The sequence below is a fragment of the Cognaticolwellia mytili genome, assembly GCF_002104475.1.
Classification (GTDB): domain Bacteria; phylum Pseudomonadota; class Gammaproteobacteria; order Enterobacterales; family Alteromonadaceae; genus Cognaticolwellia; species Cognaticolwellia mytili.
The window spans coordinates 823053-838886 of record NZ_NBOF01000003.1 but is presented as its reverse complement, the minus strand read 5'-3'; the positions used below and the strand labels follow the sequence as shown (position 1 = coordinate 838886).

General features: G+C 37.6%; 11 protein-coding genes. 6 read left to right on the top strand and 5 right to left on the bottom strand.

The window, feature by feature from the left end:
• Nucleotides 1–4: 4 nt before the first annotated feature.
• Together aspS and B7C41_RS13470 are read right to left on the bottom strand one after the other, a co-directional pair.
• Nucleotides 5–1789 (bottom strand): aspartate--tRNA ligase, encoded by a 1785-nt coding sequence (gene aspS / locus B7C41_RS13475; RefSeq protein WP_085299419.1) that lies wholly within the window; start codon nt 1787–1789, stop codon nt 5–7.
• Between the two features lie 142 nt (nt 1790–1931).
• Nucleotides 1932–4766, bottom strand: coding sequence for a transporter substrate-binding domain-containing protein (locus B7C41_RS13470; protein WP_085299418.1), 2835 nt, complete (start codon nt 4764–4766; stop codon nt 1932–1934).
• A gap of 172 nt (nt 4767–4938) precedes the next feature.
• Here B7C41_RS13470 and cmoA point away from each other — a divergent pair, with 172 nt between their 5' ends.
• Nucleotides 4939–5673, top strand: a complete 735-nt coding sequence (cmoA, locus tag B7C41_RS13465) for a carboxy-S-adenosyl-L-methionine synthase CmoA (RefSeq protein ID WP_085299417.1) — start codon at nt 4939–4941, stop codon at nt 5671–5673.
• Nucleotides 5674–5688: 15 nt separating this feature from the next.
• The gene (cmoB, locus tag B7C41_RS13460) at nt 5689–6654 is read left to right on the top strand and encodes a tRNA 5-methoxyuridine(34)/uridine 5-oxyacetic acid(34) synthase CmoB (protein WP_085299416.1); all 966 of its coding nucleotides are present in this window, start codon (nt 5689–5691) and stop codon (nt 6652–6654) included.
• A 42-nt stretch (nt 6655–6696) separates the two neighbouring features.
• On the opposite strand, the gene B7C41_RS13455 is transcribed toward cmoB, so the two are convergent.
• Nucleotides 6697–7494 (bottom strand): substrate-binding periplasmic protein, encoded by a 798-nt coding sequence (locus B7C41_RS13455; RefSeq protein WP_143764391.1) that lies wholly within the window; start codon nt 7492–7494, stop codon nt 6697–6699.
• A gap of 195 nt (nt 7495–7689) precedes the next feature.
• Between B7C41_RS13455 and B7C41_RS13450 the strand changes: the two genes are divergently transcribed.
• The gene (locus B7C41_RS13450) at nt 7690–9036 is read left to right on the top strand and encodes an anti-phage deoxyguanosine triphosphatase (protein WP_211279524.1); all 1347 of its coding nucleotides are present in this window, start codon (nt 7690–7692) and stop codon (nt 9034–9036) included.
• A 33-nt stretch (nt 9037–9069) separates the two neighbouring features.
• Here the strand turns inward: B7C41_RS13450 and B7C41_RS13445 are convergent, their stop codons facing one another.
• Both B7C41_RS13445 and B7C41_RS13440 read right to left on the bottom strand, forming a co-directional pair.
• Complete coding sequence (locus tag B7C41_RS13445; RefSeq protein ID WP_085299414.1) at nt 9070–9537, bottom strand: hypothetical protein; 468 nt, start codon at nt 9535–9537, stop codon at nt 9070–9072.
• Nucleotides 9537–10730, bottom strand: coding sequence for a PepSY-associated TM helix domain-containing protein (locus tag B7C41_RS13440; RefSeq protein WP_085299413.1), 1194 nt, complete (start codon nt 10728–10730; stop codon nt 9537–9539). The genes B7C41_RS13445 and B7C41_RS13440 overlap by 1 nt, the downstream gene beginning before the upstream one ends.
• 162 nt (nt 10731–10892) lie before the next feature.
• On the opposite strand from B7C41_RS13440, the gene B7C41_RS13435 reads away from it, so the two are divergent.
• The 3 genes from B7C41_RS13435 to B7C41_RS13425 all read left to right on the top strand — a co-directional run bounded on the left by B7C41_RS13435 (nt 10893) and on the right by B7C41_RS13425 (nt 15791).
• Entirely contained in the window at nt 10893–13019 is a 2127-nt protein-coding gene (locus B7C41_RS13435; RefSeq protein ID WP_085299412.1) for a TonB-dependent siderophore receptor, read from the top strand.
• Nucleotides 13020–13334: 315 nt separating this feature from the next.
• Complete coding sequence (locus tag B7C41_RS13430; protein WP_085299411.1) at nt 13335–14738, top strand: gluzincin family metallopeptidase; 1404 nt, start codon at nt 13335–13337, stop codon at nt 14736–14738.
• Between the two features lie 3 nt (nt 14739–14741).
• Entirely contained in the window at nt 14742–15791 is a 1050-nt protein-coding gene (locus B7C41_RS13425) for a patatin-like phospholipase family protein (protein WP_085299410.1), read from the top strand.
• Nucleotides 15792–15834 lie beyond the last annotated feature (43 nt).

Below are 15834 nucleotides of genomic sequence, written 5' to 3'. Positions count from 1 at the left end.
AAAATTATTCTGCTGCTTCGTCAGTGTCTTGCTCTGTTTCTATACGGGTAATACCTAACTCAACAAGTTGTGCTGGGTTCGGCGTACCTGGCGCATTAGTTAATGGACAAGCTGCTGTGTTTGTTTTCGGGAATGCCATAACATCACGAATTGAACTAGCCCCCGTCATTAACATCACTAAACGGTCTAAACCAAAAGCTAAACCAGCATGTGGTGGCGCACCATATTGTAATGCTTCTAATAAGAAACCAAATTTCTCTTGAGCTTCTTCATCACTAATACCTAGAATTCTAAATACTGCCGACTGCATATCTTGGTTGTGAATACGAACTGAACCGCCGCCTAATTCACAACCGTTTAATACCATATCGTAAGCATCAGATAATGCGCCAACAGGGTTTGCTTCTAATTCTTCTGCTGTTAAATTAGTTGGGGCCGTAAATGGATGATGAATAGCATGCATGCCGCCATCAACTTCTTCAAACATAGGGAAGTCTACAACCCAAAGTGGTTTCCACTCGCCTTGTAATAACTCAAGGTCTTCACCAATTTTAAGACGTAATGCACCTAATGCTTCAGTTACTACATTGTATGTGTCTGAGCCAAAGAAAATAATATCGCCAGTTTTTGCATTAACGCGATCTAATAATGTGTTAACGGCATCTTCGGTTAAGAACTTCAGAATTGGTGACTGTAAACCTTCAAGGCCAGCGTCACGGTCATTCACTTTTAACCACGGCATACCTTTCGCGCCATAAATACCAACAAACTTAGTCAGTTCATCAATACCTTTACGAGAGAATTTAGCCGCGCCTTGTGGTACACAAATAACAGCAACGCGACCCTTTTCATCATTGGCTGGGCCAGAGAAAACTTTGAACTCAACATCTTTTAGAATGTCAGCAACGTCAACAATCTCAAGTGGGTTACGTAAATCAGGCTTATCAGAGCCAAAACGTGTCATTGCCTCAGAGTAAGGCATACGTGGGAATTCACCTAAATCAACATTAAGTAATTTTTGGAATAACTCACGGATCATTTTTTCAGTAACAGCCATCACCTGATCAGAGGTCATGAATGACGTTTCAATATCAATTTGCGTAAATTCTGGTTGTCTATCAGCACGTAAATCTTCATCACGGAAACATTTAACGATTTGATAGTAACGTTCCATACCCGACATCATTAGCAATTGCTTGAACAATTGTGGTGATTGCGGCAATGCAAAGAATTGACCTTTGTGTGTACGACTCGGTACTAAGTAATCACGCGCACCTTCAGGCGTTGCTGCCGTAAGAATTGGCGTTTCAATATCTAAAAAGTCTTGTGATTCAAGTGATGCACGTACTGCCGAAGTTACTTTCGCACGAAAACGCATACGCTCAGTCATTTCCGGACGGCGTAAGTCAAGATAACGATATTTCAAGCGTTGTTCTTCTGAATTATTTTGATTTGGGTCTAGTGGTAATGGCGCCGACTTATTTAAAATAGTTAGCTCTAAGCCCAATACTTCAATACCACCAGTTGCCATATCTTTATTTACTTGGCCTTCAGGGCGTGCTCTTACTTTACCTTTAATTTGTACACAAAATTCATTGCGTAAAGTATTCGCTTTTTTCAATACTTCTTGTAAATCAGGGTCGTAAACAACTTGTACAAGACCTTCACGATCGCGTAAATCTAAAAATATAACAGCGCCTAAATCACGACGTTTGTTTACCCAACCACATAAAGTTATTTCTTGACCAATGTGAGATTCATTCACCTCACCACAATAAAGATCGCGCATGTATTTACCTTGAAGTTCAATTTGACGACAGAAATCGCGGTTAAAATAGCGTATTTCTATAGCTCGTTATGATAAAAAATTGCCGACATTATAAAGCAATATCAGGCAAAGTCACCCGACATTCTATTAGTAATTAAATGGCCTAACTTTTTTGATGGTTAAAGATATAGTTATTTTTCCCCGAGGCTTTGACCTTATACATTAGCGAGTCGGCAACTTTCAGTAAGTCATTGTCTGACTCACCGTCTTCAGGGTACATTGCAATGCCAATGCTACAGCCTATGGTAGCGGTAACAGCTGAGGATAATTCAATAGGTTGTTGAATGAGTTTTAATACTTTGGCAGCGACATAAGCAGCTTCATCTTGATGATGCAAACCAGTTAGCAAAAGTACAAACTCATCACCACCAAAACGCACAACAGTATCTGAATCTCGCACACAACCTTCTAACCGTGAAGCCACTTCAATTAGTAATTCATCACCAACATCATGACCATAATTATCATTAATATTTTTAAAGCCATCAAGATCAATAAATAAAACCGCTATTGATAATTGCTGACGTTGATGAAACCTAATTGCGTTGTTAAGACGATCTTTCAGTAAAATTCGGTTCGCTAATCCTGTCAACTCATCATGAGTCGCCATATATTTCATTTGTTCCTCAAGACGTTTACGGTTTTTAATCTCACGATATAGACGTCGATTCCAAACCATGATAATGATAATGATAATAACAATCAGCACACCAATTTGAGCGGCAACCCGCATCACGACACTCTTATTTAGTCCCGTTTCGATGTTAATATCAAACCACTTTTCATAAATCTGCTGGCTTTCAACATCGCTAATAGTTAACACAGCTTTTTTCAATACGCTGGCTAATATTGGCAACTCTTTGTTAATCGCAATATGATTACCATTTTTATCCACTTCATCTAATACCGACATGCCTAAACTGATCATGCTTTCACGTCTGAGTAGCTTTGTACCTGAAGATAAATTATCAATGAAGCCGTCTACGATGCCTTTTTGAACGGCCAATAAACCTTCTTCATTGTCATCAACTAATTTTAAGGTGATCGTAGGGAACTCTTTTCTGATCACAGACACTAAATAAAATCCTTTGGCAATGGCCAAAGACTTGCCTTTAAAGTTTTCTAAGCTCAGCTGACTTCCTAACTCTCTAGGATGAACGATTACCCAGGGCATACTCCAGTAGGAGTCGGTAAATAAAACCTGTTTCTTACGTACTTCGGTCTCCATCACGCTGCCTATAGCATCAACATCTCCATCTAATAGTGCTTGATAGAGCTCACCAAAGTTCTTATAGGCACTATATTCAACATTAACATTTAAACGTTGAGCAACAAGTTCAAAAATGTCTAAGTTTATCCCTTTAAAATCACCATACTTATCCACAAACTCTATTGGCAGCCAATTCGTCGTAACACCAAACTTAATCGTGCTATGATCTTTTAACCATAAAGATTCAGCTTCAGTTAACTTAAGCATCGCCAATTGTCGCTTATAAAAGCCTGATGACTGGTCGAAATTCCATTTTTTCTCTAGCGCAACTAAGCCTTCTAACGGCATTTCACCAAAGCCTTCTTTTATTAATTGTGCCAACTCTGGTTGCGATTGATTTAACAGTGCATGAATAGGACGGGTAAATTTGTATGCGTTAAAGCGTGAAAATGACGATTGCAGATTACTTTTTACTAACAAATTTTCAACTAAATCTCTTTGGCCGGCGATGATATCGAGTTCACCACGCTCAGCTGCTTTAAACAATGCCTTGTAGTTAGAAAATATAATAATTTCAGCTTTGTTAACATTATCTTGAATATCAGTAATAAATTTAGCATTTGACAGTACGCCAACTGTTTTATTACTCAACTGTGAAATATGGTTAATATGTTCAATATCGTTGGCCAAAAATAGATTATAATCAACACTATAAATAATCGGGCCAAGCAATAAATTGGGACTATCATTAAAGGCTAAAATGTTATCAAGATGAATGTCAGCAAATTCCTGAGTTAACTGATTCAGTTCAGTTGATTGGTCTAACATAAACTCCACTTCGAGGCCATTAGATTCAGCCCACAAGCGCCACAAATCAATAAAGAACCCCTGCGCGCGACCCGTTACTGAAGTATCAGAAAATGGTGCTTGTTCACCTGAGTATGACAAGGTTATGGTGTTATCAGATTTATCCATGCCCAACCACTTTCGTTCTATGGCAGATTTTTCTTCAACGGTAATTCTATCAATACCTTGTTGCACAAACTCAAGCAAATTTTCATCTTCTTTTGCAACAGCAATGCAGTAATCATTGCTATGATAAGCAATGCGCGCAAAGGCTGGGAAGTTCTGACTCAATAAAGCGTAACTGTTAAAATTTTTGGATAATTTTTCGATCCCAGCAATAACTAATACTTCATTTTTAATCGCCGCATTATATAAAGCGTGCCTATCGGTGAATAAACGCACAGTCAAATTTGGATGTTCTGTTTTAAGGGTGGTTTCATGACTAGAGCCTGCAACAACCCCAATGCTATAAGGCGTTAACTGCTCAATATCACGAATATGTGCTATAGAGCGATGCAAAAAGAAGTGTTTCTTTTGAGTAAAAAATTTCTGACTAAAACCTAATATTTGTTCTCGGTTAGCATTTTTCGATAAACCAGCATGAATATCAACCGACGCACTTTTAACCTGTGTAATAGTCTGTTGCCAATTTAACGGCACAAACGTAACATCAACATTTTGTTTTTCTGCCCATAAATTCCAGATATCAACCATCAAACCTTGAGGTTTAAGCTCTTCATCAAGAAAATGATAAGGGTACGAGGTTTTATTAATAGCGATACGATAGGAAGTTTTAACCTCTTGCGCTAAAACTTGGCCAACAAGTAAGGCACTACTGAGCACTAGTACGATGAAGCATTGTAATAAAGTTCGAAAAAGCAAATTATCTACTCATGGTTATTTTCTAATTAAAATATCATTTGGGAAAACTTAAAAAGTATGACGTAAATAATAACGCACATAATTTCCCTGCTAACTTGGTTTTACGTATTTATCACTGAAAATATCAGGTAAAATACAACATTAATCTAAATATTAATATAGTTTCGACACCATGCAAGAATCAGATACCGATTTAATTTTCTCTAATAAGCAAAGTAAAATCAAAGACTTTGCCTTTGACGCACATGTCGTTGAAGTATTTCCTGATATGATTAGCCGCTCAGTGCCCGGTTATAATACTATTATCGATACTATCGGTCGACTTAGCCAGCGCTTTGTTAGCGATAATAGCCAAGTTTATGATCTAGGTTGTTCACTCGGCGCCGCCACATTGGCAATGCGTAAAGCGATAACAGCGAAAAATTGCAAAATAATAGGAATAGATAGTTCAAGTGCTATGGTTGAACGCTGTAAAATGCATGTAAATGCTTTTAGAGGTGATACGCCAGTCGAAATAGTTGAAGGTAATATTCTAGATATTGAAATTAAAAATGCCTCGATGGTAGTGCTCAACTTCACTTTACAATTTATTGCTCCTGAACAACGCCAGCAACTATTGACAAAGGTAGCCAAAGGTCTCAAGCCTGGTGGCTTATTGTTACTATCTGAAAAAATAGCTCATGGTGATCAAGTCTGTAACGAACTACTTATTGACTTACACCACGACTTTAAGCGCGCTAACGGTTATAGCGAACTTGAAATAGCGCAGAAACGTACCGCATTAGAAAATGTCATGCGCACTGACACCTTAGATACCCACTTAAGTCGTTTAAAACAGGCTGGACTTAGCCATAATGCACCATGGTTTCAGTGTTTTAACTTTTTTTCTCTTATTGCCATTAAATAATAGACTTTATTTTTTATGATTTCATTTAATATATTTTACCAAAAAATAGCGGGTAACCGTTTAAACCATTGGCTTAATACCTTACCTGCACAGTTAACCGAGTGGCAAGCGCATCACTTACACGGTGAGTTTGCTCAGTGGCAAAAAACTATCGCTGCATTACCTAAAACATCGCCCTCAAGCGTTGATACCAGTACTACCGTTCGTGCAGGTGAACGTAGCGATATTCACGACGGTGAATACAAGCGTATTGAAAATTTGCTAAAAAAGTTTAAGCCTTGGCGCAAAGGCCCTTATCATATTCACGGCTTACATGTTGATACCGAATGGCGTTCAGACTTTAAATGGGACCGTTTAGCACCACATATTAGTGATTTAAGTAATCGTTATGTTTTAGATATTGGCTGTGGCAGCGGCTATCACTTATGGCGTATGCGTGGTGCAGGAGCTAAGTTTGTTGTTGGAATTGATCCAACACAATTATTTTTAACACAATTTCAAGCTATACAACACTTTGTTCAAGACGATAACGTTAATTTACTGCCTTTGGGGGTAGAGCAACTTCCTGAGCTGAATGCTTTTGACACAGTTTTTGCGATGGGCGTTTTATATCACCGTCGTTCACCTATCGATTTTATTTACCAACTGAAATCTCAACTCGCTGCTGGCGGCGAATTAGTACTTGAAACCTTAGTAGTTGATGGTGATGAAAATACCGTCTTAGTCCCTGGTGAGCGCTATGCTAAAATGCGTAATGTATGGTTCTTGCCTAGCTGCGATGCAATGTGTGCTTGGCTAGAGCGCTGTGGTTTTAAAAATATTCGCGTAGTAAATACCGATATTACCGCACTCGATGAACAGCGAAAAACTGACTGGATAGATACCGAGTCACTACAAGACTTTCTCGATCCAAATGATGCAAGTAAAACTATTGAAGGTTACCCAGCACCCAAGCGTGCAATATTTATAGCCAATAAATAACCTTCAGCAACACTCACAGCTATATAAGACCGTTATCATTCATTATTGTAGATAGCGGTCTAACACCAGTTGATAAACACCTTGCTCTTTAATCAAAGTAATTCCATGATCAAACATATCTCTATGTTGCTTGGTATTAAAACCTGCGGCATATCCACGCTCAGCAAATATAGGGTGAATGGTATAGCCTTGACTATATCGTCCACCAACATGTGATTTAACAAAAAATTTAAAAATACTGACATCAAGAATAATCACTTCAGTACGACGTGAGAATAACATCTCTATTTGCTGCATTTGATCCGCTATTTCACGGTAATCTGTCGATAGGCTAATGCTAGTATTATACTCATCACCCAAAAACTTTTTAGCATTTTGAAAAGCAATAACACTTTTCCCCGATAGCTCGGCAATTGTTTTAATAGACAAGTCATCATCAGTTAAGCTTACTGCGACGTTTTGGTAAGTAATATAAGGCTTAGATAGGAATATGCTTGGATGTTGATAATCAGATGGTAATATCGCAATGCCTTCTGCATTAAAACGTTTAAAGCCACTAATGTTTCTGCCTAAAGGTAGATGAGTATAGTTCACTTGGTGATTAACACTGATAAAAGCTTCTCGGATAAGATCCAACTGTAACCCTGCACCATTCTCTTCAATAATAAACGGTGGTTTAGGTAAGCCAGCAACCATATCAATACTGTGTAAAGCATGATTAGCACTACCCATCTTTTGACTAGACTCAGTCAACTCTTCGCTAATCGAAGTAGCGCTAACTGAAGGAGCCAGGAGAGCTAAGAATAAAAAACGAAATGTGCTAAAAAGTACTGTCTTCAATATATTGATCCATTTTCGCGCCACTTTAGTCGTAATTAAACGCACTGACTATTGCGCTTACCTGAGAAAATTGGGTAATGTACTTATATCAGAATAAAAATACAAATAACTTAATATTGATGCTCAAGTCCCCCTGTAAACAATAATAAACTATATGTAGCAATATTGTTAAAACATATTAAAAATAGAGGTATCATGGATAATCCTTGGTTAGCAAGACGATTAGAGCGAGTTGCCAAAAGACATCAAGACCATCGTAGCCCATTTCAGCGAGACCGCGCTAGAATATTGCACTCTGCAGCCTTTCGTCGTTTACAATCAAAAACACAGGTAATGGGTAGTGGCCAAAGTGATTTTTATCGTACACGCCTTACTCATTCTCTAGAAGCAGCGCAAATTGGCTCAGGAATTATTGCACAAATTCGTAATAAGTACCCTCAAGAAAGTGCTGAGCTATTCCCTGCTGATGACAGCTTAATTGAATCACTGTGTTTAGCGCACGATATTGGCCACCCGCCCTTCGGCCATGGTGGCGAAGTTGCCTTACATTATATGATGCGCGATCACGGTGGCTTTGAAGGGAACGGACAAACCTTTCGTATTGTTGCTCACCTAGAGCCATTTAGTGAAAATTTTGGCATGAATTTAACCCGTCGAACACTACTGGGGCTAATAAAGTACCCACAAGTGTTAGATAAATTACAGTGTACACCTTCACCGAAGCAGCCTAAATCGAATAGAGAATTAAAAGCTGATCATTGGCATCCCCCAAAAGGTTTGTATCAAGATGATATCGAGATGATAGATTGGGTACTTTCACCTCTATCTACAAGCGACAAAACAGAATTCCAAAAAACACTTATCAAAACTAAAGGTCATCAAAAAACTATCTATAAATCATTAGATTGCTCAATTATGGAGTTAGCTGATGACATTGCCTATGGAATCCATGATTTGGAAGACGCCATTGTCACAGGCGTAGTATCAAAAGAAGACTTTATTCGCCAAGTAATTGATAGATTGAAGAAACTTAATAATCAATGGATGCAATCCTACAGCACAACGTTAGCCGATAAACTTTTTGCTAATCAACGTTTCATCCAAAAGGAAGCTATTGGAGGCTTAGTAAATTATTTAATCACCGCGGTAGAGTTAATCAATGTTAACGAAATAAAAGCAACCAACTTTCAAGAGCCGCTACTTAAAATGAATGCCGTGCATCCCACTATTGCCGCCAAAACATTACAAATATTTAAGGACTTTGTTTACCAATACGTTATAAAACAAACATCACTTCAGCAAATTGAGTACCGTGGTCAACAAATAGTCATGGAATTATTTGAAGCTTTGGCGTCGGATCCTGAACGATTATTACCTAAAAATACGGTTATCCGGTGGCAACAAGCAGAACAAAAAGGACAAAATTCATATCGTATCATTGCCGACTATGTTGCAGGTATGACAGACGAGTACGCTACAAGATTGTACCAAACCTTATTTTTACCTATAGGCCAAGCAGATTTTGGAAAACACGATTATTAATCGTAAGAAAATTCAGCTATACCGCCGATAAGATCAATTTAACAGCTCTTTTGGCAGCGACCAACTAGTGATAAATTGCTGCCCTTTCCAATTTTCAATGGTAAGCCAAATTTTATCACTCGGCTTCAAAACATTGGCACTAATGGCATGCACTTCTTGTCCGTGCACGCTACCATGTAATATACCTTTATCACTTACTTGCAATACTGTTAAAGGCAGTGCTTCTTTACCTATGTTTAAATAAGCCTGGCGAATGTCATCAATGTCACCTTTATTAAACATGAGCATAAAGTCTTTACTATAACTGCCATGATGCAAGTAAGGTGGCTTAAGGTTATATGGTGTAGGTGTCACACTAAATTCACCGATACTTTTGGTCTCCCATGCATTAGGAAACTCAGGAAATAATGATTGATAAAAAAAGTAACAAGGTAAAATAAGTAGAAATCCATTGATTTTATACCGATATCTATTCCATAAGTTATTATTAATTCTTGCCATTATTCTACACTCCGTTGAATTAATATTTCTTTCTCGCTAAGCGATTCAACTGCTTCCACGGTTTTTGCTTTCGTTTGAATATCTCTACTCGCTTTTACTGTGCGACTGCCCCAAATTAAAAAACCAGTAATTGACATACCCGTTAAAAAAACACCAAAAACAAACCAAATAATTTTAGTCCAAATACCGCCAATGGTTCCATAATGAAGAGGGTCTGCAATATGAGATAAGGTTTGTAATGCAGTCATTTTATCGGGTGTTCTTTCAGCAACAATGTCGCCAGTCCAAGGGTTGACAATGACACCATAGGAGTATTTATCGTAAAAAACAAAATCTCCACTACCATATAATTTATAGGTGTCGCGATTATGCTCAGGCAACATTAGATAGGTGCCTTTAAAGTCAGGAAATCTTATATTAGCTATCTCTAACGCACTAGCTAATGTGATTTTTTCTGCTACAGCGGCTTGATGAGTTGGTGGAAGTTGCTCTACGGTCGCAATAGGCGCATGTGGCTCAATGTCATAATCTGCATGCCACAGAATAGCTTGAAGTAAATACCATAACCCCGTGATGCTCATCAAAATTAAAAACCAAAGGGACCAAACACCTGCCAAGCGATGTAAATCAGTAAGGAGTGTTTTTTTTCCTTGATTTACTCTAAGTTTAGGTCGAGTAAAAGCTTGCCAAAAATTTTTATAAATAACTAAACCTGTGATCAAGGCCCCCAGCATTACAATGGCCATGGCACAGACAATATAATAGCCAATACTGTAGTTACTCTCCCACGGGAACAGCAACCAACCATGCAATGAACGCATAAAACCATTAAAGGTAATACCCTGATTAACTTCCTGTATCTTACCTGTGTATTGATTAACATAAGCAATGGCTTGAGGCTTATCTTTATCAGTGAAAATAACAGCATGGATAAGGTAAGGTTCAAAAGTCACTACCGTTGTTATTTTAGCCGTAGGATAGGCAGCCTGAACAATCGAAATTAACTCTGGCGCTGTCTTCATTTCGGTATTTTCTGGATTACTCGCCCGCGAATTAATATTAGTAAGCCAAGTCAGCTCCTGACTAACAACAGCAATGGTGCCAGTAAGGCAGACAAAACAAAATAACATCCAAATGGGGAGTGAAAACCAACCGTGCAGTTGGAACCAGAAACGATTACTCAGTTTTGCCATAAATTTTCCGAATTAATAAAATATAAACATCGATTAAGAGAGCATAATGATACTGACAAAAGTCAACGCAAATGATAACAACTATCATTTGCATTACTAGTACCTAGGTATATAATAGCGAAAAAATTTAGAAAAACCTAATAAAACAAATCAAGGGTAAACATGAAACTTAAACGCACTTTTGTACTTTCTTCATTAGTTTTGGCTATGGGATTACCAGCTTATGCACAAACAGCACAGCCTGAAAAAAGTATTAAAATTGATAATGAAAATATCGAAAAAATACTCATAGTAGGCGTACGCCAAGACCGAGTTAGCCAAGGAGCTACAGGCTTAACCATTGAACTTAATGAAACACCACAATCGATCAGTGTCATAAGCTCAGATCAAATTAAGAATTTTGCCACTAATAGTATTGATGACGCATTACAAATGGCGACAGGTATTACGGTAGAGCAAGGTGAAACAAATCGCACCAGATATACTTCACGTGGCTTTGATATTAAAAGTACTCAAATTGACGGTATTGGACTACCTAATGGTTGGGGCCTTGTTACTGGTGCGATGGAAAGTTATGGCTATGAAGAGATAGAGGTCATTCGCGGCGCGAATGGTCAACTAACTGGCGTTGGTAATGCTGCTGGTACCATTAATTATGTCCGCAAACGCCCAACCAACGAAAATAAAGGTGAAATTGGCCTAACATTGGGTTCATATGACCTGAAACGTTTGCAAGCCGATTACTCAATGCTGTTAACTGACAATGGCAGCTGGGCGGCACGTGCTGTTGCTGTAATACAAGACTCAGGTTCATACCTTGATGCCTTAGAAAATGATCGAACATACCTTTCTGTTGTCGTTGATGGTCAGCTAACAGACAACTCAACACTCGCCTTGGGTGCATCATACCAAGATGCCAATAGTGATGGGGTTATGTGGGGCGGGCTACCTCTGGCCTACGCCGATGGTACCCAAGCTGATTTTGACGTCAGTAGCAGCCCGACTCAGGACTGGACTATGTGGGATACTCGTAATGTAAACGCATTCGTTGAATATGCTTACACCTTCGATAATGATTGGGAAGTAAAAGTAACCTACAATAGACAAGACTCTGAAGATCAAAGTAAGCTATTTTATGTCTATGATGCTCTTGGCAGCTTCAACAGTGAAAACAATATGGGTTTAGTTGGCTTACCAGGACGATACGACTCAGAATTTAGCGCAAACTTATTTGATCTAACTGCAATGGGCCAGTACTCCTTATTTGGCCGAGACCATGAGTTAATGTTTGGTACTAGCACATCTAAAAGCACTGCAACTTCCTTTATCAACTCTGCCATTGCTAATGATCCTTACTTTGACTATAGCGGTTCTACGGTAACATTTCCTCCGGCTTTTCCATATTCTTCGGATGCCATTTCTGAACCTGATTGGCTTAATAAAACTAAATATTCTGAACTTGATGTAACACTAACGCGCGCATTTGGTTCAACTAAGTTAAATATCATGGATAGCTTATTCGTTATCGCTGGTTTTAATGCCATTAACTACAGTCGTAAAGGCTATAATTCTGGTGGCGATGTTGATAATGATGAAAGCGAAATTAGCCCTTACCTTGCCGCAACTTATGCTATTAGCGATGACATCAATGCTTATGTTAGTTATTCAGATATTTATCAACCACAAGAACAATATGACTACGAAGGCCGCTTCTTAGCGCCTAGCAAAGGGGTGAATTACGAGATTGGTGTAAAAACCCAATGGTTCGACGATAACCTACTTGCTACCTTTGCCCTCTTTCGTGCAGAGCAAGACAACATAGCCGTTTTCGCTGGTATTAATGCTTCAGGGAAGTATTATTACAAAGGCACGACAACAGAATCTAGTGGCTTCGAATTAGAACTTGTAGGCCACTTATCTGATAACCTAAACGTTAACTTTTCTTATACCAACCTAAATATAGAAGATGAATTAGGCAAAAGTGCAAGTTCATGGGAGCCAGAAAATCTTGTTAAGTTTTCATTCGACTACGGCTTGCCACAATTACCCGAGTTAACAATGGGATTGGGTGGCAAGTGGCAGTCAAAAACTGAAAATACTGCCGCAACAGTTAAACAAGATTCATATTTCCTAGTTAATGCTTTTGCTCGCTGGAATGTTTCAGAGGATCTCGAGATACAAGCGAATATTGATAATATTACCGATGAAAAATATATCACAAGCTTAAAAAACATTGGCTTTTACGGTGCACCAACTAAGGCAAGTGTTAATTTAACGTACCAATTCTAGATAAAGACTTAGGCCACTAAACGCATTAGATAGAAGCTATATTGAATCAAGTGGAGTATTTAATGCGTTTTTTATTTTATAGTTAGAGTCATTGGTAGTAACTTAGAAAATCAATACCTTCATTTCAATATCTTTATAAACAATTCGAATTGCGTTTTCTACCGTGCTAAATATTTTCCTTTTTAAAGCTAAATATAGGTATTTAAAACATATAGCCCCGATAGAACAAATCACAATTAAAACAATAATGTAGACAAAAAATCATGCGTCCTTATAATTCTTGTAAAACAATCGACTGTTTAATAGGGAAATCATATGAAAACAATACTAATAGTCCTCGCCTTACTTTTTTCAACATTCACATTATCATTTGAATTACCTATAGAGCTTTCAGGCACCATTGAAATATCAATAAAAAGCGGCACTATTGATGCAAACTTTCAGCTTAAGAATATTCCAAAATTAAATAACTATCTAATACATCTAAATGCTGGTTTTAACATTCAAAGTTTTAGAAATGAAAAAGAGGGTTACAATTACACTTATGAAAAAGATTATAACACTCAATATTCGGAAGAAAGTTTTGGATACTTTTTTCGAAACGATGCAACTAAAAATAAATTTTTACCAGAGATCATACAATTCAAATATACGGGAAAATTTCCTGTTATTACTGATATAAGCAAAGCAAGTGACCGTGGTGATTGGAAAGGTAATATTGCCTTTAATGGTAAAACTATTCGTACAGATGGCTTTCAAACCGCCTGGTATCCAATTTTATATGATATTGAGCAAGATAAACGATATGACGAAGTTACTTATAATATTGAAGTGGTTTGCCTAGATTGTAAGTCAATTTATGTTAATGGCAGTAAACCAATTTCATCAACTCACGGAGTATTTAAAAGAGAAAAGCCAACATCTCTGACTTTATTTGCCGGTGATTACAACATTGGTAAGCACGAAAATAGCTATTATTTAAATTCAGATTTATCAACACAGCAAATGTCAGAACTAGGAAAAATGACAGCTACTTTTGAACGATATTACCAAGATAAGTTATCCATTCCGTATGGTGAAAGTGTTGTTTATATCCATACAGCACCTATATCAAAGTATGATTCATGGCTTTTTGTTGCCTACCCATCCATAGTGTTAATGAATCATAATGATGGTGGCTTAAGTAATTTAGTTGAAGAAACTGATTCAAATTGGTTCAAGCCTTTTATTGCTCATGAATTAGCGCATTATTATTTTGGTACTTACAAAAAATTTAACTCTGAACTTGGTGACATGTTTACAGAATCATTAGCAGAGTACCTTTCACTAAAATTAACAAAAAATTTGCTAGGTGATAATAAATACTTAGGAAATATAAATAGAAAGCTTAGTAAGTTAAAGAATATAAAAATAACGGCATTTAAAAATATCGAAAAAAGTGCAGATTATGACGATAGAGAGCTATATGTCTACACTTATGCCCCCATCATTTGGTTAGCTTTAGAACAAGAAATCGGTGAAGAAAAAATGTGGCTATGGCTCAATAAAATGCTCACCGTTGAGACAGAGAAAACTGATTATAAATTTATGATAAAAACGTTAGCGAGTGTATTAAAAAACGAGGAACAATTGCTTTTGCTAGTTGATCGTTACTTCGCAAATAAAAATGCAATCAACAATGCCAAGACCTTGCTTATAAAATTGAAGAACAATATTTAAATTATGCTAGAAATTTATGCCGGCGAAAACGCCTTAAAAACCATCCAAGAACAAGGTTTCAAACAAGAACTCTTTACCACTATGCTAGGCGCAAGTGGTGGACCTAAGTGGTTTTCATTATTTGGTTTAGACAAATATTTATTTGGTGAGTATTTTAAAGACCGGACAGCTGAATTAAATTTAATCGGTTCTTCTGCCGGCGCATTTCGATTTGCCGCCCTTAGCCAGCAAAACCCTGTTGCCGCTATCACCCGTCTAGCTACTTTGTACTCACAAACAACCTATTCTTCAACTGCTAACGCAAAAGAAATTACCGAGAAAGCCGTTGCTTTACTCGATGAAGTATTAGGTGATAACGGCTGTGAAGAAATAATTAACAATAAAGTATTTAAAGCACACTTTATTGTCGCTAAATGCCATGGTTTAACGGCTTTTGAGCACAAGTTACCGCTATTATTTGGTCTAATTTCCAGCATGGCGTTGAATCAAGTTAACCGAGGTTTGCTGGCTAAACAATATCAACGCTTTGTTTATCATCACCCAACAAGCCAATTGACCATCAAGGATGACTTTAATTTCAATAGCCAATATCAAGCACTTAACCAGAAAAATTTATCTTTAGCTCTACTAGCCTCAGGCTCTATACCGATAGTAATGAAGGGTATTAGAGATATAACTGGCTCCCCTAAAGGCATGTATCGCGATGGCGGAATTATTGATTACCATTTTGACGTTGGTATATCGCCAAATGCTGGTTTAACACTTTACCCACACTTCTCTCCAACGCCTAAAGCGGGTTGGTTTGATAAAAATTTAGCACGAAAAGTGAGTGTGAAGCATTACCAAAATACTGTGATGTTAGTACCATCTAAAGAATTTATTGCTCGTTTACCATTTGGAAAAATTCCCGATAGGAAAGATTTTACTAATTTAGACGCAGCAACACGGATAAAATATTGGCAAACCGTATTAAAAGAGTCCGATATTTTGGCTGATGAATTTGCAAAAATGGTAGCCACATCAAATATAGAAAATATTAAACTGATAGAGTAGCGCTAAATTATGAACCACGTGTGCTAATGAACTAGTAAGGTTA